Origin of the sequence: Pseudomonas multiresinivorans, assembly GCF_012971725.1 — a bacterium.
Classification (GTDB): Bacteria; Pseudomonadota; Gammaproteobacteria; order Pseudomonadales; family Pseudomonadaceae; genus Pseudomonas; species Pseudomonas multiresinivorans.
The window spans coordinates 5,058,395-5,081,701 of record NZ_CP048833.1 but is presented as its reverse complement, the minus strand read 5'-3'; the positions used below and the strand labels follow the sequence as shown (position 1 = coordinate 5,081,701).

16 protein-coding genes, 3 tRNA genes and 4 rRNA genes are annotated in these 23,307 nt (G+C 61.0%); 16 read left to right on the top strand and 7 right to left on the bottom strand.

The annotated features are described in order from the left end of the window. The first annotated feature begins 20 nt into the window (after window positions 1–20). From pheT to G4G71_RS23275, 4 genes are all read left to right on the top strand, one after another. Window positions 21–2,399 (top strand): phenylalanine--tRNA ligase subunit beta, encoded by a 2,379-nt coding sequence (pheT, locus tag G4G71_RS23290; protein ID WP_169940527.1) that lies wholly within the window; start codon window positions 21–23, stop codon window positions 2,397–2,399. 3 nt (window positions 2,400–2,402) lie between these two features. Further along, window positions 2,403–2,705, top strand: a complete 303-nt coding sequence (gene ihfA, locus G4G71_RS23285) for an integration host factor subunit alpha (protein WP_003090661.1) — start codon at window positions 2,403–2,405, stop codon at window positions 2,703–2,705. Continuing rightward, on the top strand, window positions 2,686–3,042 hold the full coding sequence (locus G4G71_RS23280) for a MerR family transcriptional regulator (RefSeq protein ID WP_169940525.1): 357 nt from the start codon (window positions 2,686–2,688) through the stop codon (window positions 3,040–3,042). The genes ihfA and G4G71_RS23280 overlap by 20 nt, the downstream gene beginning before the upstream one ends. An 85-nt stretch (window positions 3,043–3,127) precedes the next feature. After that, window positions 3,128–3,204, top strand: a tRNA-Pro gene (locus G4G71_RS23275). Window positions 3,205–3,269: 65 nt separating this feature from the next. Here the strand turns inward: G4G71_RS23275 and G4G71_RS23270 are convergent. After that, window positions 3,270–3,764 (bottom strand): BRO-N domain-containing protein, encoded by a 495-nt coding sequence (locus tag G4G71_RS23270; RefSeq protein ID WP_169940523.1) that lies wholly within the window; start codon window positions 3,762–3,764, stop codon window positions 3,270–3,272. Window positions 3,765–4,782: 1,018 nt separating this feature from the next. Between G4G71_RS23270 and G4G71_RS23265 the strand changes: the two genes are divergently transcribed. From G4G71_RS23265 to rrf (G4G71_RS23240), 6 genes are all read left to right on the top strand, one after another. After that, window positions 4,783–6,319 (top strand): 16S ribosomal RNA (locus tag G4G71_RS23265). 64 nt (window positions 6,320–6,383) lie between these two features. After that, a tRNA-Ile gene (locus G4G71_RS23260) sits at window positions 6,384–6,460 on the top strand. A 27-nt stretch (window positions 6,461–6,487) separates the two neighbouring features. Then, window positions 6,488–6,563, top strand: a tRNA-Ala gene (locus tag G4G71_RS23255). 229 nt (window positions 6,564–6,792) lie between these two features. Next, window positions 6,793–9,684: ribosomal RNA gene (locus G4G71_RS23250) — 23S ribosomal RNA — on the top strand. A 134-nt stretch (window positions 9,685–9,818) separates the two neighbouring features. After that, window positions 9,819–9,934 (top strand): 5S ribosomal RNA (gene rrf, locus G4G71_RS23245). Window positions 9,935–10,039: 105 nt separating this feature from the next. Further along, window positions 10,040–10,155 (top strand): 5S ribosomal RNA (gene rrf, locus G4G71_RS23240). Together the 16S, 23S and 5S rRNA genes with 2 tRNA genes alongside form the textbook arrangement of a ribosomal RNA operon. Window positions 10,156–10,157: 2 nt before the next feature. Here the strand turns inward: rrf (G4G71_RS23240) and G4G71_RS23235 are convergent. The 6 genes from G4G71_RS23235 to G4G71_RS23210 form a co-directional block, all read right to left on the bottom strand. Then, window positions 10,158–10,733 (bottom strand): GNAT family N-acetyltransferase, encoded by a 576-nt coding sequence (locus G4G71_RS23235; RefSeq protein WP_338110201.1) that lies wholly within the window; start codon window positions 10,731–10,733, stop codon window positions 10,158–10,160. Window positions 10,734–10,852: 119 nt separating this feature from the next. Continuing rightward, on the bottom strand, window positions 10,853–12,070 hold the full coding sequence (fabB, locus tag G4G71_RS23230) for a beta-ketoacyl-ACP synthase I (RefSeq protein WP_169940521.1): 1,218 nt from the start codon (window positions 12,068–12,070) through the stop codon (window positions 10,853–10,855). A gap of 10 nt (window positions 12,071–12,080) precedes the next feature. Further along, entirely contained in the window at window positions 12,081–12,596 is a 516-nt protein-coding gene (gene fabA / locus G4G71_RS23225) for a 3-hydroxyacyl-[acyl-carrier-protein] dehydratase FabA (RefSeq protein WP_017517389.1), read from the bottom strand. Window positions 12,597–12,827: 231 nt separating this feature from the next. Continuing rightward, window positions 12,828–14,744, bottom strand: coding sequence for an ATP-binding protein (locus tag G4G71_RS23220; protein ID WP_169940519.1), 1,917 nt, complete (start codon window positions 14,742–14,744; stop codon window positions 12,828–12,830). After that, on the bottom strand, window positions 14,741–15,661 hold the full coding sequence (locus G4G71_RS23215) for an ABC transporter substrate-binding protein (RefSeq protein ID WP_169940517.1): 921 nt from the start codon (window positions 15,659–15,661) through the stop codon (window positions 14,741–14,743). Before G4G71_RS23215 ends, G4G71_RS23220 begins: the two co-directional genes overlap by 4 nt. A 1-nt stretch (window position 15,662) precedes the next feature. After that, window positions 15,663–17,771, bottom strand: a complete 2,109-nt coding sequence (locus tag G4G71_RS23210) for a TonB-dependent receptor plug domain-containing protein (protein ID WP_169940515.1) — start codon at window positions 17,769–17,771, stop codon at window positions 15,663–15,665. A 182-nt stretch (window positions 17,772–17,953) separates the two neighbouring features. Between G4G71_RS23210 and G4G71_RS23205 the strand changes: the two genes are divergently transcribed. The 6 genes from G4G71_RS23205 (at window position 17,954) to G4G71_RS23180 (ending at window position 23,286) form a co-directional block, all read left to right on the top strand. Beyond that, complete coding sequence (locus G4G71_RS23205; protein ID WP_169940513.1) at window positions 17,954–18,976, top strand: NAD(P)H-dependent glycerol-3-phosphate dehydrogenase; 1,023 nt, start codon at window positions 17,954–17,956, stop codon at window positions 18,974–18,976. A 12-nt stretch (window positions 18,977–18,988) separates the two neighbouring features. Continuing rightward, the gene (locus G4G71_RS23200) at window positions 18,989–19,345 is read left to right on the top strand and encodes a DUF4389 domain-containing protein (protein WP_169940511.1); all 357 of its coding nucleotides are present in this window, start codon (window positions 18,989–18,991) and stop codon (window positions 19,343–19,345) included. Continuing rightward, a complete protein-coding gene (gene sixA / locus G4G71_RS23195; RefSeq protein ID WP_169940509.1) occupies window positions 19,342–19,806 on the top strand; it encodes a phosphohistidine phosphatase SixA in 465 nt (154 codons plus the stop codon). Before G4G71_RS23200 ends, sixA begins: the two co-directional genes overlap by 4 nt. Window positions 19,807–20,062: 256 nt before the next feature. Beyond that, window positions 20,063–21,730, top strand: a complete 1,668-nt coding sequence (locus G4G71_RS23190) for an AMP-binding protein (protein WP_169940507.1) — start codon at window positions 20,063–20,065, stop codon at window positions 21,728–21,730. A gap of 20 nt (window positions 21,731–21,750) precedes the next feature. After that, on the top strand, window positions 21,751–22,176 hold the full coding sequence (locus G4G71_RS23185) for a hotdog fold thioesterase (protein ID WP_169940505.1): 426 nt from the start codon (window positions 21,751–21,753) through the stop codon (window positions 22,174–22,176). Between the two features lie 306 nt (window positions 22,177–22,482). Next, complete coding sequence (locus tag G4G71_RS23180; RefSeq protein ID WP_169940503.1) at window positions 22,483–23,286, top strand: AraC family transcriptional regulator; 804 nt, start codon at window positions 22,483–22,485, stop codon at window positions 23,284–23,286. The last annotated feature ends 21 nt before the right edge of the window (window positions 23,287–23,307 follow it).

The window sequence follows — 23,307 nt, the reverse complement described above, 5'->3', positions numbered from 1 at the left end:
AACGCATTTAGGAGAACAGGATGAAATTCAGTGAACAGTGGCTGCGGAGCTGGGTAAACCCGCAGGTATCCCGTGACGAGCTGGTAGCTCGTCTGTCCATGGCCGGCCTCGAGGTCGACGCCGTGATCCCGGTCGCCGGTCAGTTCAGTGGTGTGGTCGTGGGCGAAGTGCTGTCGACCGAACAACACCCGGACGCCGACAAGTTGCGCGTCTGCCAGGTCAGCAACGGTTCGGAGACCTTCCAGGTCGTCTGCGGCGCGCCCAACGTGCGCCCAGGCCTGAAGATCCCCTTCGCCATGATCGGCGCCGAGCTGCCGGGCGACTTCAAGATCAAGAAGGCCAAGCTGCGCGGCGTTGAATCCAACGGCATGCTCTGCTCGGCCAAGGAGCTGGAAATCAGCGAAGAAAACGCCGGCCTGATGGAGCTCGCCGCGGATGCGCCGGTGGGCGCCAACGTCCGCGACTACCTCGAACTGGACGACGCCTCCATCGAGATTGGTCTGACCCCGAACCGCGGCGACTGCCTGTCCCTGACCGGCCTGGCTCGCGAAGTCGGCGCGCTTTATGGCGCCGAGGTCAAGCCGGTAGTGGTCAGCGCCGTTTCTCCGCAGATCGATGAAGTGCGCAGCGTTGAGCTGCTGGCTCCCAAGGCCTGCCCGCGCTACCTCGGTCGCGTCGTCCGCAACGTCGACCTGAGCAAGCCGACCCCACTGTGGATGGTCGAGCGCCTGCGCCGTTCCGACATCCGCAGCATCGACGCCGCCGTAGACATCACCAACTACGTGATGATCGAACTGGGCCAGCCAATGCATGCCTTCGATCTCGACGAGATCAAGGGCGGCGTACGCGTACGCATGGCGGAGGAGGGCGAGAAGCTCGTCCTGCTCGACGGCCAGGAAGTCACCCTGCGTGCTGACACCCTGGTGATTGCCGATCACGAACGCGCCCTGGCCATCGCCGGCGTGATGGGTGGCGAGCACAGCGGCGTCAGCGCCAAGACACGCGACCTGTTCCTCGAAAGCGCCTTCTTCGACAACATTGCCGTTGCTGGCAAGGCTCGTTCCTACGGCCTGCACACCGATGCCTCCCACCGCTTCGAGCGTGGCGTGGACTCGCAGCTGGCTCGTCGCGCCATGGAGCGTGCTACCGAGTTGCTGTTGCAGATCGTCGGCGGCGAAGCTGGCCCGATCGTGGAAGCCGTCAGCGAGGCCGATCTGCCCAAGGTCGCTCCGGTCACCCTGCGTGCCGAGCGCGTTACCCAGATGCTGGGCATGACCCTGGAAAACGCCGAAATCGAGCGTCTGCTCACCGCCCTGGAGTTCGATGTCCAGAAAGCCGGTGCCGATGCCTGGACCGTTGGTGTGCCAAGCCATCGCTTCGACGTCTCCATTGAGGTCGATCTGATCGAAGAGCTGGGTCGCCTATACGGCTACAACCGTCTGCCGGTTCGCTACCCGCAGGCGCGCTTGGCGCCGAACACCAAGTCCGAGTCCCAGGCCGAGCTGCCCGCGCTGCGCCGCCTGCTGGTCGCCCGTGACTACCAGGAGGCCATCACCTACAGCTTCATCGATCCCAAGCTGTTCCAGCTGTTCCACCCTGGTGTCGAGCCGCTGATGCTGGCCAACCCGATCTCCGCCGACATGGCCGCCATGCGCACCTCGCTCTGGCCAGGTCTGGTGAAGTCCTTGCAGCACAACCTGAACCGTCAGCAGACCCGCGTGCGCCTGTTCGAAAGTGGCCTGCGCTTCGTTGGTCAACTGGAAGGGCTGGTGCAGGAAAACATGCTCGCCGGCGTTGTCTGCGGTGCCCGTCAGCCAGAAGGATGGGCGAATGGTCGCGAGAACGTCGACTTCTTCGACGTGAAAGCCGACGTCGAAGCGCTGTTGGGTAACGCCGGCGCCATCGAGACCTTCACCTTCTCCCCGGCGGAACACCCGGCACTGCATCCAGGCCAGACCGCCAAGATCGAGCGTGACGGCGTGCTGGTTGGCTACCTGGGCGCGCTGCACCCGGAGCTGGCCAAGGCGTTGGACCTGGATCGCCCGGTCTACCTCTTCGAGCTGGTACTGGCCGAAGTGGCCAAGGGCCGACTGCCGAAATTCAGCGAACTGTCGCGCTTCCCCGAAGTGCGCCGTGACCTGGCCCTGATCGTCGATCTGGAGACTCCGGCCGAGTTCGTGCTGGCAAATATCCGTGAAACGGCGGGCGAATGGCTGACGGATCTCAGGTTGTTTGACGTCTACCACGGTAAAGGCATTGATCCGCTTAGAAAAAGCTTGGCCGTTGGCTTGACCTGGCAGCATCCATCACGCACTCTTAACGATGACGAGGTGAACGCGACTACGCAGAATATCGTCGCCTCGCTGGAACAAAGGTTCAACGCCACGTTAAGGAAGTAGCGTATGGGGGCTCTGACGAAAGCTGAAATTGCTGAACGTCTGTACGAAGAGCTGGGCCTGAATAAGCGGGAAGCCAAGGAACTGGTGGAGCTCTTCTTCGAAGAGATCCGCCAGGCGCTGGAGCATAACGAACAGGTGAAGTTGTCGGGTTTCGGCAACTTCGATCTGCGCGACAAGCGCCAGCGCCCCGGACGCAACCCCAAGACGGGAGAGGAAATCCCGATCACAGCCCGGCGCGTCGTCACCTTTCGTCCAGGGCAGAAACTGAAGGCCAGGGTTGAAGCTTATGCTGGAACCAAGTCATAACGATGAGTTGCCCCCTATCCCGGGCAAGCGCTATTTCACCATCGGTGAAGTGAGCGATCTTTGCGCGGTGAAGCCGCACGTGCTGCGGTACTGGGAACAGGAGTTCCCGCAACTCAACCCGGTCAAGCGAAGGGGCAACCGGCGCTACTACCAGCGCCAGGACGTGCTCATGATTCGCCAGATTCGTGCGCTGCTCTACGATCAGGGTTTCACCATCGGCGGCGCCCGTCAGCGCCTCACCGGCGACGAAGCCCGCGAGGACGCCACCCAGTACAAGCAACTGATCCGGCAGATGATCGTCGAATTGGAAGATGTGCTGCATGTGCTGCGCAAGTAACTGAAAAAAATGAAAAAAGCACTTCTCCAAAGCAGATGCTTGGGGTATAGTGCGATCCGCTTCTGAGGGAACTCAAAAGCAACGTCGGGGCGTAGCGCAGCCTGGTAGCGCACTTGCATGGGGTGCAAGGGGTCGAGTGTTCGAATCACTCCGTCCCGACCAAATTTGAAAAGGCCGGTTCAGCAATGAGCCGGCCTTTTTTGCATTTCTCTTCCCTCAAAAATTTCCTATATCGACCGCCAACTCGGCGCGTCTCTCAGTGCCCAATCATCCTGCGCCGCCAGGAAATCCGGTAGGTCGCGGCGAGCTATCCAGATTTCCCCTTGCCACTTGATGACGCCGATTCGTTGGTCGGCCCAGGTCATGAAGGTGCGGTGGGGATTGCTGTCGGGGATGTGCTGGGAGTCGTGAAGGGTTGGGAGGACTTCGTCGCTGAGCCATTTGGCGATGTGGCGGTGTTCGAGGTGCCAGAAGCGGTAGAGGGCTTTGTAGGCGCCGGACTCGCTGATGACTTCTACTTCTTCGCGGAAGCCGCTGAGGTATTCCAGGATGACGGCGCGTTTCTGTTCCGGGTCCATGCGCTGGGGGAGGCGGTAGGGGCGACGGGCGTTGATCAGGAGGGCGAAGTCGTGGGCGACGAACCAGGGTTGGCGGTCGATCAGGACGGCGCGCAGTTGATAGGTGTGGCGTTGAAAAACGACAGGCTTGTAGGCGTCTTGCATGGTGAGGCTCCATCTACGAGGTTGAGGAGCCGCCACACGTCGTCGCTATTCGAAGGGTGGCGGACCGCGCAGGGTTAGCGAACCGGGAGATGGAACCGGCAGACCCGAGGGTCTCCCTGCGCGATCCGCCATAGAGCCAGTAGTGAATACTACAGGCGTGAAAGGGCCTACAGGAAATAGTCGCTGTTTCCCGCATGTGCCTTCAGCGCAATCGCGCCATCTCCTCAAGTCGCTAAACCTGGCCACGGGACTGACCGTGACGGTCGGAGGATGGAGGAGGGCTTTGGGCTTTCCGAGGCGGCAACCTGCAAAGCGCGTAGGAATCCGGGAAGTGCGCAAATGCGGAGGTTTGGCGGCGCCTGCTTTATATAAGCGGCACGACGCAGCTGTTTGGCTGCTGCCGATGCGCCTGGTGGGGTGCAGCTACAGGAAGGTATCGCTTCTATATATAAGGAGGGGAGAGGCCCCTTTGTCATCTTTCTGCAAAAAGTCGTTGACGCTCGATTTAAACTCCCTATAATGCGCACCACTCCCGGCGACGAAGCGCTGAAAGCACTTGAAAATCAAGTACTTACAGAGATCTGAGTTGAGAGTGGTGATCAGGCAGGTGATTCACTTGCCGCTCTTCATTAGCTGCTCCGGCAGCGAGCTGAAAAGAAGATCGCCGAGGTGCTTGACAGTGAGTTTGATCGCTGTAGAATGCGCCTCCCGCTGATGAGAGGTTTGACTTCTCGGAAGCCCAAGCGATTGAGTAGAAAAGAAATTTTCGAAAAATAAAGCTTGACGAAAGATGAGGTTAGCGTAGAATGCGCGCCTCGGTTGAGACGAAAGAATCAACCAACTGCTCTTTAACAAGTTGAATCAAGCAATTCGTGTGGGTGCTTGTGATGTAAGACTGATGATCGACTGATTATCAGCAGCGCAAGTAACACTCGTGAATTCGAGAGTTTTAGCTCTTTAAATAGAGCATGCGATTGCTGAGCCAAGTTTAGGGTTTTCTCAAAACCCAAGCAGTATTGAACTGAAGAGTTTGATCATGGCTCAGATTGAACGCTGGCGGCAGGCCTAACACATGCAAGTCGAGCGGATGATGGGAGCTTGCTCCTGGATTCAGCGGCGGACGGGTGAGTAATGCCTAGGAATCTGCCTGGTAGTGGGGGACAACGTTTCGAAAGGAACGCTAATACCGCATACGTCCTACGGGAGAAAGCAGGGGACCTTCGGGCCTTGCGCTATCAGATGAGCCTAGGTCGGATTAGCTAGTTGGTGGGGTAAAGGCCTACCAAGGCGACGATCCGTAACTGGTCTGAGAGGATGATCAGTCACACTGGAACTGAGACACGGTCCAGACTCCTACGGGAGGCAGCAGTGGGGAATATTGGACAATGGGCGAAAGCCTGATCCAGCCATGCCGCGTGTGTGAAGAAGGTCTTCGGATTGTAAAGCACTTTAAGTTGGGAGGAAGGGCAGTAAGTTAATACCTTGCTGTTTTGACGTTACCAACAGAATAAGCACCGGCTAACTTCGTGCCAGCAGCCGCGGTAATACGAAGGGTGCAAGCGTTAATCGGAATTACTGGGCGTAAAGCGCGCGTAGGTGGTTTGGTAAGATGGATGTGAAATCCCCGGGCTCAACCTGGGAACTGCATCCATAACTGCCTGACTAGAGTACGGTAGAGGGTGGTGGAATTTCCTGTGTAGCGGTGAAATGCGTAGATATAGGAAGGAACACCAGTGGCGAAGGCGACCACCTGGACTGATACTGACACTGAGGTGCGAAAGCGTGGGGAGCAAACAGGATTAGATACCCTGGTAGTCCACGCCGTAAACGATGTCGACTAGCCGTTGGGATCCTTGAGATCTTAGTGGCGCAGCTAACGCGATAAGTCGACCGCCTGGGGAGTACGGCCGCAAGGTTAAAACTCAAATGAATTGACGGGGGCCCGCACAAGCGGTGGAGCATGTGGTTTAATTCGAAGCAACGCGAAGAACCTTACCTGGCCTTGACATGTCCGGAATCCTGCAGAGATGCGGGAGTGCCTTCGGGAATCGGAACACAGGTGCTGCATGGCTGTCGTCAGCTCGTGTCGTGAGATGTTGGGTTAAGTCCCGTAACGAGCGCAACCCTTGTCCTTAGTTACCAGCACGTTATGGTGGGCACTCTAAGGAGACTGCCGGTGACAAACCGGAGGAAGGTGGGGATGACGTCAAGTCATCATGGCCCTTACGGCCAGGGCTACACACGTGCTACAATGGTCGGTACAGAGGGTTGCCAAGCCGCGAGGTGGAGCTAATCCCATAAAACCGATCGTAGTCCGGATCGCAGTCTGCAACTCGACTGCGTGAAGTCGGAATCGCTAGTAATCGTGAATCAGAATGTCACGGTGAATACGTTCCCGGGCCTTGTACACACCGCCCGTCACACCATGGGAGTGGGTTGCTCCAGAAGTAGCTAGTCTAACCGCAAGGGGGACGGTTACCACGGAGTGATTCATGACTGGGGTGAAGTCGTAACAAGGTAGCCGTAGGGGAACCTGCGGCTGGATCACCTCCTTAATCGAAGATCTCAGCTTCTTCATAAGCTCCCACACGAATTGCTTGATTCACTGGTTAGACGATTGGGTCTGTAGCTCAGTTGGTTAGAGCGCACCCCTGATAAGGGTGAGGTCGGCAGTTCGAATCTGCCCAGACCCACCAATTGTTGTGGTGTGCTGCTGATCCGATGGGGCCATAGCTCAGCTGGGAGAGCGCCTGCTTTGCACGCAGGAGGTCAGGAGTTCGATCCTCCTTGGCTCCACCATTAATCGTCGAAAGCTCAGACATGAATGTTCAGGTTGAACGAACATTGATGTCTGGTCTTTGTGCCAGAACTGTTCTTTAAAAATTTGGGTATGTGATAGAAGTAGACTGAATAATCTCTTTCACTGGTGATTATTCAAGTCAAGGTAAAATTTGCGAGTTCAAGCGCGAATTTTCGGCGAATGTCGTCTTCACGTTCGAGACAATAACCAGATTGCTTGGGGTTATATGGTCAAGTGAAGAAGCGCATACGGTGGATGCCTTGGCAGTCAGAGGCGATGAAAGACGTGGTAGCCTGCGATAAGCTTCGGGGAGTCGGCAAACAGACTTTGATCCGGAGATCTCTGAATGGGGAAACCCACCTGGCATAAGCTAGGTATCTTGTACTGAATACATAGGTGCAAGAGGCGAACCAGGGGAACTGAAACATCTAAGTACCCTGAGGAAAAGAAATCAACCGAGATTCCCTTAGTAGTGGCGAGCGAACGGGGATTAGCCCTTAAGCTTCTTTGAATCTAACAGAACGCTCTGGAAAGTGCGGCCATAGTGGGTGATAGCCCCGTATGTGAAAGGTTCTTTGAAGTGAAATCGAGTAGGACGGAGCACGAGAAACTTTGTCTGAATATGGGGGGACCATCCTCCAAGGCTAAATACTACTGACTGACCGATAGTGAACCAGTACCGTGAGGGAAAGGCGAAAAGAACCCCGGAGAGGGGAGTGAAATAGAACCTGAAACCGTATGCGTACAAGCAGTGGGAGCCTACTTTGTTAGGTGACTGCGTACCTTTTGTATAATGGGTCAGCGACTTATATTCAGTGGCGAGCTTAACCGTATAGGGAAGGCGTAGCGAAAGCGAGTCTTAATAGGGCGTTTTAGTCGCTGGGTATAGACCCGAAACCGGGCGATCTATCCATGAGCAGGTTGAAGGTTAGGTAACACTGACTGGAGGACCGAACCCACTCCCGTTGAAAAGGTAGGGGATGACTTGTGGATCGGAGTGAAAGGCTAATCAAGCTCGGAGATAGCTGGTTCTCCTCGAAAGCTATTTAGGTAGCGCCTCACGTATCACTCCAGGGGGTAGAGCACTGTTTCGGCTAGGGGGTCATCCCGACTTACCAAACCGATGCAAACTCCGAATACCTGGAAGTGTCAGCGTGGGAGACACACGGCGGGTGCTAACGTCCGTCGTGAAAAGGGAAACAACCCAGACCGTCAGCTAAGGTCCCAAAGTTATGGTTAAGTGGTAAACGATGTGGGAAGGCTTAGACAGCTAGGAGGTTGGCTTAGAAGCAGCCACCCTTTAAAGAAAGCGTAATAGCTCACTAGTCGAGTCGGCCTGCGCGGAAGATGTAACGGGGCTCAAACCATACACCGAAGCTACGGGTGCATCGCAAGATGCGCGGTAGAGGAGCGTTCTGTAAGCCTGTGAAGGTGAGTTGAGAAGCTTGCTGGAGGTATCAGAAGTGCGAATGCTGACATGAGTAACGACAATGGGAGTGAAAAACTCCCACGCCGAAAGACCAAGGGTTCCTGCGCAACGTTAATCGACGCAGGGTTAGTCGGTCCCTAAGGCGAGGCTGAAGAGCGTAGTCGATGGGAAACAGGTTAATATTCCTGTACTTCTAGTTACTGCGATGGAGGGACGGAGAAGGCTAGGCCAGCTTGGCGTTGGTTGTCCAAGTTTAAGGTGGTAGGCAGAGATCTTAGGTAAATCCGGGGTCTTAATGCCGAGAGCTGATGACGAGTCATCTTTCAGATGATGAAGTGGTTGATGCCATGCTTCCAGGAAAAGCTTCTAAGCTTCAGGTAACTAGGAACCGTACCCCAAACCGACACAGGTGGTTGGGTAGAGAATACCAAGGCGCTTGAGAGAACTCGGGTGAAGGAACTAGGCAAAATGGCACCGTAACTTCGGGAGAAGGTGCGCCGGCGAGGGTGAAGCATTTACTGCGTAAGCCCATGCCGGTCGAAGATACCAGGCCGCTGCGACTGTTTATTAAAAACACAGCACTCTGCAAACACGAAAGTGGACGTATAGGGTGTGACGCCTGCCCGGTGCCGGAAGGTTAATTGATGGGGTTAGCGAAAGCGAAGCTCTTGATCGAAGCCCCGGTAAACGGCGGCCGTAACTATAACGGTCCTAAGGTAGCGAAATTCCTTGTCGGGTAAGTTCCGACCTGCACGAATGGCGTAACGATGGCGGCGCTGTCTCCACCCGAGACTCAGTGAAATTGAAATCGCTGTGAAGATGCAGTGTATCCGCGGCTAGACGGAAAGACCCCGTGAACCTTTACTGTAGCTTTGCACTGGACTTTGAGCCTGCTTGTGTAGGATAGGTGGGAGGCTTTGAAGCGTGGACGCCAGTCTGCGTGGAGCCATCCTTGAAATACCACCCTGGCATGCTTGAGGTTCTAACTCTGGTCCGTTATCCGGATCGAGGACAGTGTATGGTGGGCAGTTTGACTGGGGCGGTCTCCTCCTAAAGAGTAACGGAGGAGTACGAAGGTGCGCTCAGACCGGTCGGAAATCGGTCGTAGAGTATAAAGGCAAAAGCGCGCTTGACTGCGAGACAGACACGTCGAGCAGGTACGAAAGTAGGTCTTAGTGATCCGGTGGTTCTGTATGGAAGGGCCATCGCTCAACGGATAAAAGGTACTCCGGGGATAACAGGCTGATACCGCCCAAGAGTTCATATCGACGGCGGTGTTTGGCACCTCGATGTCGGCTCATCACATCCTGGGGCTGAAGCCGGTCCCAAGGGTATGGCTGTTCGCCATTTAAAGTGGTACGCGAGCTGGGTTTAGAACGTCGTGAGACAGTTCGGTCCCTATCTGCCGTGGACGTTTGAGATTTGAGAGGGGCTGCTCCTAGTACGAGAGGACCGGAGTGGACGAACCTCTGGTGTTCCGGTTGTCACGCCAGTGGCATTGCCGGGTAGCTATGTTCGGAATAGATAACCGCTGAAAGCATCTAAGCGGGAAACTAGCCTCAAGATGAGATCTCACTGGGAACTTGATTCCCCTGAAGGGCCGTCGAAGACTACGACGTTGATAGGTCGGGTGTGTAAGCGCTGTGAGGCGTTGAGCTAACCGATACTAATTGCCCGTGAGGCTTGACCATATAACACCCAAACAATTTGTGTGTTGTACGGTGAAGACGTAACGAACCGAAAGTTCGTGTGAACCGCAAATACCTGTCACATACCTGAATCTGGATGAGCGTGTGCATCTGCCACGAGCGTCCATAAAGAATTGCTTGACGACCATAGAGCGTTGGAACCACCTGATCCCATCCCGAACTCAGTAGTGAAACGACGCATCGCCGATGGTAGTGTGGAGTTTCTCCATGTGAGAGTAGGTCATCGTCAAGCTCTTATCCCAAGACCCCTGGTCAGCATCGCTGGCCGGGGGTTTTGCTTATTAGTGTAAGCAACCCGAATTCGGATGAGCGCCAAGGCGAGCATCCAGCCGAATTGCTTGACGACCATAGAGCGTTGGAACCACCTGATCCCATCCCGAACTCAGTAGTGAAACGACGCATCGCCGATGGTAGTGTGGAGTTTCTCCATGTGAGAGTAGGTCATCGTCAAGCTTCTAATTCCAAAGCCCCTGATCAGCGAGAGCTGGTCGGGGGTTTTGTTTTTGGAGAAGGAAAAATGCTCGCTGTGCCATTGGATGCTTCTGCGTGGCGCGCTGCCCTCTCCCTGAAGGGAGTGGGGGCCGATTGGCACGCTGAACAGTTGATGGTGCGCTCTTCTCCGTGGAGCTGTTCGCGCAGCACGCGATAGCCCAGGCGAGCGTAGAAGCTTTCAGCGGTGAGAGAAGAGGGGTCAGCAGGGCCTCTATGCCGCGCTCCAGGGCGGCTTTCTCGATTCTTCTCATCAGGGCCTGCCCGATGCCCTTGCGCTGCTGCTGAGGCGCAATGAAGAGGCTGCGGACGGCATTGCCATCCAGGGCGCCTGTGCCGACGATCTGGTCGTTCAGTAAGGCGACGAATATCAGGCGTTCTTTCAGCAGCTCGATTAGCCGCTCAGGCGTGAAATGCGCCACCACCGACTCGATGACACTTGCCGGGTAGTCCTGGCCGTTGCTCTCTCTGACGGCCGCTACGATCACTTGGCTGATGGCTTTGGCGTCGTCGCTGTGGGCCTGTCTGATCATCAGTTCCATCTGCACGCTCCCTGTAATCAAGCCTGCACATCCTGACGGGATTGGCAGTGAGAGGGTAGAGCGAAATCGCAGATAACAAAAAAGGCGCCCTAGGGCGCCTTTTTTGTGTTGGTCTTTGATCAGCCGTTGTGGCGTTTCAGGACCAGGGTGGCGTTGGTGCCGCCGAAGCCAAAGCTGTTGCTCATGACGGTGTCGATCTTCGCGTTTTCGCGGGTCTCGCGCAGGATCGGCATGTCAGCGACTTCCGGGTCCAGTTCGTCGATGTTCGCGGAACCGGCAATGAAGTTGCCTTCCATCATCAGCAGGCAGTAGATCGCCTCGTGAACGCCGGCAGCGCCCAGCGAGTGGCCGGACAGGCTCTTGGTGGAGCTGATGGCCGGCGCGTTGGTGCCGAACACTTCGCGCACACCACGGATTTCAGCGACGTCGCCGACCGGGGTGGAGGTGCCGTGGGTGTTCAGGTAGTCGATCGGGGTGTCGACGGTGGCCAGGGCCTGCTGCATGCAGCGGATGGCGCCTTCGCCGCTCGGGGCGACCATGTCGTAGCCATCGGAGGTGGCACCGTAGCCGACGATTTCGGCGTAGATCTTGGCGCCACGCTTGAGGGCGTGCTCCAGCTCTTCGACCACGACCATACCGCCGCCGCCGGCGATGACGAAGCCGTCACGCTTGGCGTCGTAGGCGCGGGAAGCTTTTTCCGGAGTGTCGTTGTACTGGGTGGAGAGGGCGCCCATGGCGTCGAACAGGCAGCTCTGGCTCCAGTGTTCTTCCTCACCGCCGCCAGCGAAGACGACGTCCTGCTTGCCCAGCTGGATCTGCTCCATGGCCTGGCCGATGCAATGCGCGCTGGTGGCGCAGGCCGAGGAGATGGAATAGTTCACGCCCTTGATCTGGAAGGGAGTGGCCAGGCACGCGGATACGGTGCTGCCCATGGTGCGGGTCACGCGGTATGGGCCGATGCGCTTGACGCCCTTCTCGCGCAGGGTATCGATGGCTTCCATCTGGTTCAGGGTGGAAGCACCGCCGGAGCCGGCGATCAGGCCGGTGCGCGGGTTGGAGATCTGCTCGGGGGTGAGGCCGGAGTCCTTGATTGCCTGTTCCATTGCCAGGTAGGCATAAGCGGCGGCGTCGCCCATGAAGCGGAAGACCTTGCGGTCGATCAGCTCTTCCAGGTTCAGGTTGACCGAACCGGACACATGGCTACGCAGGCCCATCTCGGCATAGCTCGGGTTGTGGCGGATGCCAGCACGGCCTGCGCGAAGGTTGGCGGAGACGGTGTCTTTGTCATTGCCCAGGCAGGAAACGATGCCCAGACCGGTGATCACGACGCGACGCATGCGGATACCCTTAGAAGCTGTCAGTGGAAGTGAACAGGCCGACGCGGAGGCCTTCGGCGCTGTAGATTTCGCGGCCGTCGACGCTGACGGTGCCGTCGGCGATGGCCAGGATCAGCGAACGATTGATCGTACGCTTGATGTGAATGTTGTAGGTGACTTTCTTGGCGGTCGGCAGGACCTGGCCGAAGAACTTCACTTCGCCCGAACCCAGGGCGCGGCCGCGGCCGGGATTGCCCTGCCAGCCGAGGTGGAAGCCTACCAGCTGCCACATGGCATCGAGGCCCAGGCAGCCCGGCATGACGGGGTCGCCTTCGAAGTGGCAGGCGAAGAACCACAGGTCCGGGTTGATATCCAGCTCGGCGACCAGTTCGCCCTTGCCGTACTTGCCGCCGACATCACTGATGTGGGTGATGCGGTCGATCATCAGCATGTTCGGGGCGGGCAGTTGCGCATTACCCGGGCCGAAGAGCTCGCCGCGGCTGCAGCGCAGCAGGTCTTCTCGGGTGAAGGCGTTTTGTTTGGTCATGCGAGCTCCTCAAAAATCCTGGATAGCAGGCGTTGTTTGGCTTGTGCCTGCGGTGCCGCGTACCGTCGTACTTGTAACGGTGTCATGCGGCAGCCTAGTCATAGACTATTGCCTTTAAGTGAAAGTCACAGCAATCGGCGAACGCTTGTTCACTTTTCGCCGACGCCAGGTTTCCCTGTCGGGACGCAGGCCGTGGGCCGGTCCGCAGTTTGCGGGCAAGTGCTCCCTGGATCAACGACCTGGAGCAACCCAGCGCTGCAGAATCCGCTGCAACTCCGCACGTTTGAACGGCTTTGCGAGATAGTCGTTCATTCCCGCCTCAAGGCACGCCTCGCGGTCACCCTGTAGCGCATTGGCGGTCAGGGCGATGATCGGCACCTGTTCGCCGCCCGGTTTTGCGCGGATCTGCCGGGTAGCTTCGTAGCCGTTGAGCACCGGCAGGCGGCAGTCCATCAGGATCACTGCGAACTCGCCGCGCTCCGAGGTGCGCACTGCCTGGGCGCCGTCACCCACCAGCGTGACGCGATAGCCCAGGCTGCGCAACATAGCTTCTATGACCGTTTGATTCACCGGGTTGTCTTCCACCAGCAGCACGGACTGACCAGTGGCAAGCGCGGCGCCGCCGTTCGCCCCGTCTTCTGCGGCGCTTTGACGCTCGCGGAAGGGCAGGGGGATTTCCAGGGTGAAGGTCGAACCGCAGTCTTCTTCGCTGACCGCACCCAGGGTGCCGCCCATCCGTTCGGCGAGGGTGCGCGCGATGGACAGGCCCAGCCCGGTGCCGCCATAGCGACGCGAGGTGGATGAGTCGGCCTGCTGGAAGGCCTCGAACATGTGTTCCAGGCGTTCGTGAGAGATGCCGATGCCGCTGTCCTGCACCGAGCAGCTGAGCCACAGCACCTCTGCATCCAGTGCCTGCCAGGTGGCTTCCAGGCGCACGCCGCCTTCTTCGGTGAATTTCAGCGCATTGCCCAGCAGGTTGACGAGGATCTGCCGGATGCGTGTCGGGTCACCCTGCACCTCGAGATTGTCCAGCCCGTCCTGCACGTTCATTTCCAGTGCCAGGCCGCGCTGCTGGGCGCTGTGCTGGAAGACCTGGATCGAGCTCTGGATCAGCTCCAGCAGGTTGAACGGAATGCGTTCCAGCTCCAGCGCGCCGCGCTCGACGCGGGAGAAGTCGAGGATGTCGTTGATCACCTTGAGCAGGTGTTCGGTGGATTCGGTGGCCAGCGCGCTGTATTCGGCCTGCTCCTGGTTCAGTTCGGTGGTTTCCAGCAGCTGCAGCATGCCCAGCACGCCGTTCATCGGAGTGCGCAGCTCGTGGCTCATCATTGCCAGGAAGTCGGATTTGGCGCGGTTGGCCTCTTCGGCCTCCTCGCGCGCGGCCACCAGTTGGGCGATGCTGCGCTCCTGCTCCAGGCTGGCCTGTTGCAGGCCGCGGGCGAGGTTGTTGATGTGTCGGGCGAGATCGCCGACTTCGCCGTCATCCGGCACCGGCAGGGTGGTGTGGTAGTCGCCGGTCTGGATCGCCTGTACGGCGCGGCCCATGGTGCGGATCGGCGCCGCCAGCCGGCGGGCGAGACGGCGCGCCAGCAGGTAGGTGAGGATCAGGGCGAACAGGGCGAGCAGGCTGGCCTTGAGGAGGATCTCCTGCTGCCGCTCGCTGAAGGCGTCGCTGGCCATGCCGACCACCACGCGGCCCAGGTAGTCGCCGCTGGGCGGCGCGGCGGCCGGCAGCATGTCGTTGGAGCCGCCCAGCTCGCTGCCATTGAGGACGATGTTCTCGCGCTGGATCGAGGCGTGGAAGATTTCCACCTTGGTACTCGCCTGCGCGGGATCGGCTGCGTGCTCGACGTAGACGAGGATGTTGTCGCCCCGGTCGCGCACCTCGATGAAACGCACGTGGGCGGTGCTCAGGGTCGCCCGCAGGAGGCTCTGCAGCACGGGCAGGTTGCCGGAGATCACCCCGTATTCCGCCGCCGGGGCGAGCTGGTTGGCGATCAGCTGGCCGGTATGGTTGGACTCCAGGCGCAGGTCCTGCAGACGCGAGTAGGTGAAGTAGCCGGTCAGCAGCACGGTCAACAGCAGCGCAGGCCCCAGGCTGATGGCCAGCATGCGCGTCTGGATGTTCCAGCTCTTGCGGGAACTCATGGTTTCTCTCCTTCGGCCAGGCGCTGCGCAAGCTGCGCGTCGTCCGGCAGGTCGATGCCCAGCGAACGCGCCACCTGGCGGTTGCTCTGCACCTTGAAGCGTTCGGGGTAGAGGCTGCGCGGCCATTGCTCCGCTGGCTGGTCGAGCAGGGTGTCCAGGGTCTCCAGCCAGTCGCTCTGGTCGCTGTAGCTGCTGGCCAGGCTGCCGGCCTTGACGAAGGCGGCGGTAGGGCCGATCAGCGCCCGGTTCTCGGCGTAGGCGCTGAGGAGGATGCCCTTGATGGTCTGCGCGTTATAAAGCTGTTTGTCGTCCAGCCCGAGCAGCAGGTCACTGCGACCGAGCAATTCTCGCAACGGGCGGCTGTCGTCAGGACGGGTTTGCCGTTCGTTGATGAGCTCGACGCCGAGCTCCCGCGCAGCCTGGTCGAGCTCCGGCAGGAGGAACTCGCTGGTGGGGCCGAGCAGCACGCCAATGCGCTGCGGACGCGGGCTGAGTTGCAGCGCCAGTTGCAGTTGCCGGGCCGGCGGCGGGTCGCTCCATAGCAGGCTGAGGTGCGGTGGCTCGCGCTCGCCCAGGACCTGCCGGGCTTCGACGCGGCTGACCAGCAGCGTCAGCGCCGGCGGTGCATCGTGGCTGGCCAGGCGCCAGTTCAGCGCGCCGCTGCCGAGCAGCAGCAGGCGCGTCTGGCCATCGAGGTTGGCGGCGGGGGGCAGGTTTTCCGGGGTCTCCAGCCGTATCTGGTCATTGGGCCGATGTTGCGCCAGCGCTTCGGCGAAGTCCTGCAGGGCTGGGCTCTGCTCGGTGCTGACCAGCAGGATGTCGCGGGCCTGGGCCGGCAGCGCGAAGAGGCAGGCCAACCCGAGGAGCAGGGCGGCGAGGAGGGTTCCGGGGCTCGTCCATGAGCGGCGGGCAGACATGCTAGAAGGCCACCTCGGCACTGAAGTAGAGCAGGTGGCGGTTGTCGTAGCGGTTTTCCGGCCAGGTCAGCGGTTCGTCGTCCAGGCGCTGCTGCAGGACACCGGCCAGCTCCAGCGCGGCGCGGCCCAGGGGAATGCGCTTGGCCACGCGCAGGTCTACACGCTCGAAGCGGTGTTCGTTCAACGCATCGTCGCCATAGTAGAAGACCGAACTGGACCAACCGCGCCCCCAGTCGCGCATCCACCCGGCCGAGCCGCTGTTGCGCGCGGTGAGGCGGCGGTCGTAGCGGCTGCTGGCATCGTAGTCGACATAGGCATAGGTCAGCCGCACGCGGTCCTGCCGCGTCAGGCGCCAGTCCAGCTGGGTTTCGGCGCCGCTGAAGCGGATGTCGTTGTCGTTGGTCGGTTCGAAGTCGGATACCTGCAAGGGATCGCTGATCAGCCCGTGGATTTCGTCGTAGTAGGCTTTGATGTCCACCGCCAGCCCGAGTTCGTCGAACTGGCCGTTGTAGCCGATTTCCCGCGAGCGCATGCGCTCCTGGTCCAGGTCGCCGGGGCCGTGGGCGCGGGCGAAGTAGTAGGCGCTGGACTGGCCATACGCGAGCGGCGAGAGGTTGCGCACCCGGTAGCTCCAGTTCACGTCGTTCTCGTACATGTCCGGCGAGCGCACCGCTTCGGAATACACCGCTCGCAGGCTGTGGCGCGGGTTGATCAGGTAATTCAGCGCGAGGCGCGGGCTGACCGAGCTGCCGGAAAGCTGGTCGTCCTCCGCCATCGCGCCGCCCTGCAGCAGCCAGTGCGGCGTCAGGTGCCATTCCAGCTGGCCGAACAGGCGCCAGATGTCGTTGTTCACCGTGCCGTCGAAATAGGTCTCGGAGGTGGCCTGGTCGTGCCGATAACTCATGCCACTGACCAGCCGCACGCCTTCGGCGAGGCTCAGGGTGTCCTGGATTTCCAGGTCGTAGCGGGTCTCGCGAATGTTCTGATTCACCTGCCCGCACACCGGCAGGTAGGCGCCATTGGCCAGTTGCTGCAGCACCTGCCCGGCGAGTGCCTGTTCCTGAGCGGTCCCGCGGGGAATCCTGGGCAGCGTTTCGGCCAGGTCGTCGACGTACTTCGGGTTCAGCGACCAGAGCTGCGCCAGCTGGGGGCTGAAGGCGACCTGGGCCTCGCAGGCGCCGAAGTCCTGCAGGCGCTCCCAGTGCTCGGCGTAGCCCTGCACATAGAAGCTGTGCTCGGGGTTCACGTCGAAGGTCCAGCGCATCGAGCCCGCGTAGTCGCGCGCGGTCAGGTCGGAGTTGTCGTCGCCGGGGGCGATGTCGCCGAAGATCGGCTCGTAGCTGTAGGGCCGCTGGTTCGTGCCTTCCTTGGCTGCCAACTGCCAGTCCAGGCTGTTGCGCAGGTCGAGGTTGTGGCTGGCCACCAGGTTGAAGCGGTTCAGGCGCCGGCCATCGCGGTAGTCGCGATCGAACTGGTCATGGTCGAAGCCGTCGTCTTCCTGGCCGGACAACGACAACCGGTAATCGCCTGAGCGGTCGTGGATGCCCTGGCTCGCATACCAGTCGCGGACGCCGTTCTGCCCGGCGGTGTATTTCAACCGCGTGCCCTGGCTGTCGGCCGGGTGGCGGGTGAGGATGTTGATGACGCCCATCAGCGCATTGGCGCCGTAGCTCACCGCGTTGGGGCCGCGGAAGACCTCGATGCGGTCGATGTCCTCGATGGCCACCGGGATGTCGCTCCAGTCCACCGTCGCCAGGCCCGGGCGGTACACCGAACGGCCGTCCACCAGCACCTGCAGGCGCCGCGCCTCGGTGACGTTGGTGCCGTGGTAGTTCACCGTCGCCTGGTTGCCCGACAGGTAGCCGACCATCATGCCCGGTACCAGGCGCATCAGCTCCGGAATGTCGCGAGCGCCGGAGGCCTTGATCAGGTCGCGGTCGAGTACGGTCATGCTGCCGGGTACTTCCGCGGGGGACTGTTTGAGTCGCGTCGCGGTCAGAACCTGGGGAACGTCGAGGCTGTCCACGAACAGGTCGCCCGCCATGGCCTTGCCGGCCAGCAGCGCGGCAAGCAGGGTAAGCGGCAAAGGGACGCGGGCGGGATGATGCACGGAACGACCTTGTTCTCGGTTTTTATCAGATGTGTCGACGTCTGGAGTTATACGTTTTCTGTCAGACGGATGTTAAACGAGGCAGCGCTGATTGCCAGTCCGGCGATCCGCACTGGTCGCTCGCCGATGCGGCCTTATAATGCCCCAATCGCTGCCTCTGGGCGGCCATCAATGGAACAGACATGACACAGCAGCAACCGATCGCCGTCCTCGGTGGTGGCAGTTTCGGCACCGCCTTTGCCAATCTGCTGGCAGAAAACGGGCAGCGCGTTCGTCAATGGATGCGCGACGAGGAGCAGGCCGAGGCGATCCGCACCCGCCGCGAGAATCCCAACTACCTCAAGGGCGTGCGTATCCATGACGGCGTGGAGCCGACCACGGACCTGGCGGCGACCTTGGCCGAGTGCGAGATGATTTTCGTCGCGGTGCCTTCCAGTGCCCTGCGCAAGGTGCTCGACGGCCGCAGCGAAGAGTTGGCGGGCAAGATGCTGGTCAGCCTGACCAAGGGCATCGAGGCGCAGAGCTTCAAGCTGATGAGCCAGGTACTCGAAGAGATCGCGCCCAAGTCGCGCATCGCGGTGATTTCCGGCCCGAACTTGGCGCGCGAGATCGCCGAGCACGAGCTGACCGCCACCGTGGTCGCCAGCGAGGACGAAGATCTCTGCGCCCAGGTGCAGGAGGCCCTGCACGGCCGCACTTTCCGCGTCTATGCCAGTGGCGACCGCTTCGGTGTCGAACTGGGCGGCGCGCTGAAGAACGTCTACGCCATTATTGCCGGCATGGCTGCCGCGCTGGGCATGGGCGAGAACACCAAGGGCATGCTGATCACCCGCGCCCTGGCGGAGATGACCCGCTTCGCCGTCAAGCTCGGCGCCAACCCCATGACCTTCCTCGGCCTGGCGGGTGTGGGCGACCTGATCGTCACCTGTTCGTCACCCAAGAGTCGTAACTATCAGGTGGGCTTCGCCCTGGGCGAAGGCCTGAGCCTGGAAGACGCCGTGGCGCGCATGGGCGAGACTGCCGAGGGCGTGAATACCCTCAAGGTGCTCAAGGCCAAGGCCGACGAGTTGCAGGTCTACATGCCGCTGGTGGCCGGCCTCAACGCCATCCTGTTCGGCGGCCGCACACTGGAGCAGGTCATCGGAGCGCTGATGAGCGGCGAGCCGAAGACCGACGTCGACTTCATTCCCACCACCGGTTTCTGAGGAGGTTTCGCCATGTCCGCTGAACGTCAGCCCGCTGACCGTCTAGAGAAGGAATCCCTGGTCCTGCGCGTCGTCTGGATGCTGGTCTTCGCGCTGGTCTGGTTCGTCGCCGAGATGATCCTCGGCGCCGTGGTGATCATCCAGCTGATCTACCGCGTCATCTACGGTGCGCCCAGCGGCAGCCTGATGGGTTTCGGCGACAGTCTGAGCCAGTACTTTGCGCAGATCGGCCGCTTCGGAACCTTCCAGACCGAAGAGAAGCCCTGGCCATTCGCCGACTGGCCGAATGCCCATGCCCCGGAAGGCGAGGCCGCGCACGACGTGCCGCCGGCGCCACACCCGGTGCGTGACGAGGAGCCCAAGCTTTGAAGCTCTGGCTGCTGCGCCATGGCGAGGCCGAGCCCCAGGCTCGCCGTGATGCCGAGCGCCGGCTGACGGCCCATGGCATCAAGGAGGCGCTGAAAAGCGCCGCCCAGCTGGCTGGTCGCCCGCTGGACGGGATCCTCGCCAGCCCCTACGTGCGCGCCCAGGAAACCGCCGAGCTGGTTCGCGAGGCGCTGGGTTTCGAGGGTTCGGTCGGCACCGCGCCCTGGCTGACTCCGGATGACGATCCGAAAGACGTGCTGCGTTTCCTCGATGGCCGCAACGAGCAGAACCTGCTGCTGGTGACGCATCAGCCGCTGGTCGGTGCGCTGGCCGGCCTGCTGGTGCATGGCAGCCGCAGCGATGCCGTGCCGTTCAGCACCGCTACGCTGGCGGAGCTGGAAGGCGAGGTGCCGGTAGCGGGATTGATGGAGCTGGTGTCGCTCTACCATCCTCGGCATTCCTGAGTCGACCGTTTCCGCAAAGGCCCCGAAAGGGGCCTTTTGCATTTCCATTGCCGGCAAATCGTGCCTGGATGTTTCTTCGCGAGCCCCGTTGCAGAGCGGCTGGTGGCCAATCCTTCGGCTAAATCCTACAAAAGTTCACACGACCAGCCTTGTCTGCCGCTGCGCTGCGTGGAATATTCAACCAAGCAAGTGCTTGGTTGATCCATCGCTATATCCCTGAGCTACACCTCTGACAAAAAAAACAAAGGAGGGGCACGTGGTTAAAGCAGTCCGATTACCACTCGACCTGTTCTATCAGCGCGAGAAGAGCCACCCGAACAAGCGCTACCTGGTGCAGCCGCTCACTGGCGGCGAAGTGCAGACCCTGACCTGGGGCGAAGTGGGCGACCAGGCCCGCCGCGCCGCCGGCTGGCTGCGCAGCCTGAACCTTCCCGAAGGCAGCCGGGTGGCGATCATTTCGAAGAACTGCGCCCACTGGATAGTCGCCGACATCGCCATCTGGATGGCCGGCTACGTCTCGGTGCCGCTGTATCCCAACCTCACTGCCGACTCCGTGCGCCAGGTGATGACCCACTCCGAAGCGAGGGTGGCCTTCATCGGCAAGCTGGACGACTGGCCGGCGATGGTTGATGGCATTCCCGAGGGCGTGCCCACGGTGGCTTTGCCGGTGCATCCGGAAGGGCGATTCGACCACCAGTGGGGCGATCTGCAGCAGCAGGCACCGATCAGCGATGATCCGCGCCCGGACGCCGCCACCCTGGCGACCCTGATCTACACCTCCGGCACCACTGGTACGCCCAAGGGCGTGATGCACACCTTCGGCAACTTCGCCTTCGCCGCGAGCCATGCCATCGACCTGTTCGGGGTCGGCGAGGAGGACCGGCTGCTGTCCTACCTGCCGCTGTGCCATGTGGCCGAGCGGATGTTCGTGCAGATGGCGTCGATCTATGCCGGGCAGACGATCTTCTTCGCCGAGAGCCTGGACACCTTCGTTGCCGACATGCGCCGGGCGCGGCCCACGGTGTTCTTCGGCGTGCCGCGCATCTGGACCAAGTTCCAGATGGGCGTCTACGCGCAGATGCCGGCGAAAAAGCTCGACCGCCTGCTGCGCCTGCCTATTGTCGGCCGCCTGGTCGGCCGCAAGGTACTTGCCGGCCTTGGCCTGGACGCCGTGCGCTACGCCCTGTGCGGTGCCGCGCCGGTCCCCGAGGCGCTGCTGAACTGGTACCAGCGCCTGGGCCTGAATGTGCTCGAGGTCTACGGCATGACCGAGAACTGCGGCTACTCCCACGTCTGCCGCCCCGGTGAACAGAAAACCGGCTGGATCGGCCGCAACAGCCCCGGCGTGGAAGTGCGCATCAGTGACGAAGGCGAAGTGCAGGTACGCAGCGGTGCGACCATGGTCGGCTACTTCAAGGACCCGGAGCGCACTGCCGAGACCATCACCGAGGACGGCTTCCTGCGTACCGGCGACAAGGGCGAGCAGGATGCCGAAGGCCACCTGCGCCTGACCGGGCGCATCAAGGAAATCTTCAAGACTGCCAAGGGCAAGTATGTGGCGCCGGCGCCCATCGAGAACCGCCTGGCCGTGCATTCGCGGATCGAGCAGATCTGCGTGGTCGGCGACGGCCTGATTGCTCCGCTGGGCCTGTGCGTGCTTTCCGAAGTCGGTCGCCAGGAGGCCGCCAACGGCTCGCGCATCGAGCTCGAGCAGAGCCTGCAGGCGCTGCTGACGGAGGTGAACGAAGCGCTGGACAAGCACGAACGCCTGGCCGGACTGGTGCTGGTCAAGGACGTCTGGACGGTGGATAACGGCTTCCTCACGCCCACCCTGAAGATCAAGCGCAATGTGGTGGAAGGTACCTACGGTCAGCGCTTCAATGAATGGGCGGAGCGCCGCGAGGCGGTGCAATGGCATGAATGAGACGACATGAGGGGAATGGCATGACCTGGCGCACCACGCCCGATCTGGAAAAGCTCAACGCGAACCTGAAGAACACCATCGGTGAAGTGCTCGACATCCGCTTCGAGGCGTTCGACGACGACACGCTGACCGCCAGCATGGTGGTGGATTCGCGTACCCACCAGCCCTACGGCCTGCTGCACGGCGGCGCCTCGGTGGTGCTGGCGGAAACCGTCGGCTCCACCGCCAGCTACCTGTGCCTGGATACGTCCAAATACTACTGCGTTGGCCTGGAAGTGAACGCCAACCACCTGCGCGGCCTGCGCAGCGGGCGGGTGACGGCGGTGGCGAAGGCGGTGCACATCGGCCGCTCGACTCATGTCTGGGAAATCCGCCTGCACGGGGATGATGGCAAGCCGAGCTGCATTTCGCGGCTGACCATGGCGGTGGTGCCGCTGGAGCGTTGAGCTTGCGGCACGCCGACGTATTGCACGGGGGCTTCGCCGATCGCGGACGGAGTCCTCTCCTACGAAATATCGCATCCCCGTAGGAGCGGACTTCGTCCGCGATCTCTTCGCCCAACGCCCTGACGCGATGCAATCGACCCAATAGAGCTGAGTGCTTTTCGTAGGAGCGAGCTTGCTCGCGAACCCGCCGAGAGCCGTGGCATCAGGTGGTTCGCGAGCAAGCTCGCTCCTGCAGGGTTTGCTCCGCCCGGCAGTACTCGCAATTTTGTCCAAGACCCGCCGTTCTCGCGCCGGTAAAGTAGGCCCATGGAACGCATCGAACACCACAGCAGCGGCTTGCCCGGCGTCCGTTTCATCGACGCCGAGTACCGCCATTTCGCCTTTCCGCGGCATTTTCACCTCGACTATCACGTCGGGTTGATGCTCGACGGTCGCCAGCGCTACACCCATCGCGGTGAGCGCTCGCTGGCCGGGAATGGCGACATCCTGCTGATGAGCCCCGAGAGCATCCATGACGGTTCCAGCGATGGTGACGACGGCTATCGCATCCGCGTGCTGTCCATCGACCCGCACTGGCTGGACGACGCCTGCCGCGCCTTCAGCGATGGCCGCCAGGGCGCGCCGCGGCTGACGGCCGCGCAACTGCGCGATCCACGGCTGCAGGCCGAACTGCAGCAAGCCCATGCCCTGATGCTGGGTGGTGAGCGGCTGGAGCAGGAAGGCCAGCTGTGGCAGGCGCTGGCCGCCTTGCTGGAGCGTGCCTCCAGCCTGCGCATCCGTGAGCCGGGGCAGGGCTTCGACGCGCCGACCTGGGCGCGTATCCGCGAATGGCTGGAGTCGCGCCTGGAAACGCCGCCGACGCTGGAGGAAATCGCCGAGTTCTGTGACCTCAGCCCCTGGCAGGTACTGCGCCGCTTCCGCCACCAGTGCGGATTGCCGCCGCACCAGTGGCTAACGCACCTGCGCCTGGAGCGCGCCTTGCCGCGGGTGCTCAAGGGCCAGCCGCTATCGGAGATCGCCCTGAGCCTGGGCTTCTATGACCAGGCGCACTTCAGCCGCCTGTTCCGCCGCACCTACGGATTGCCGCCTGCGCGACTGCGCCAGCGCTGACCCAGACACTCTTCGTATCCC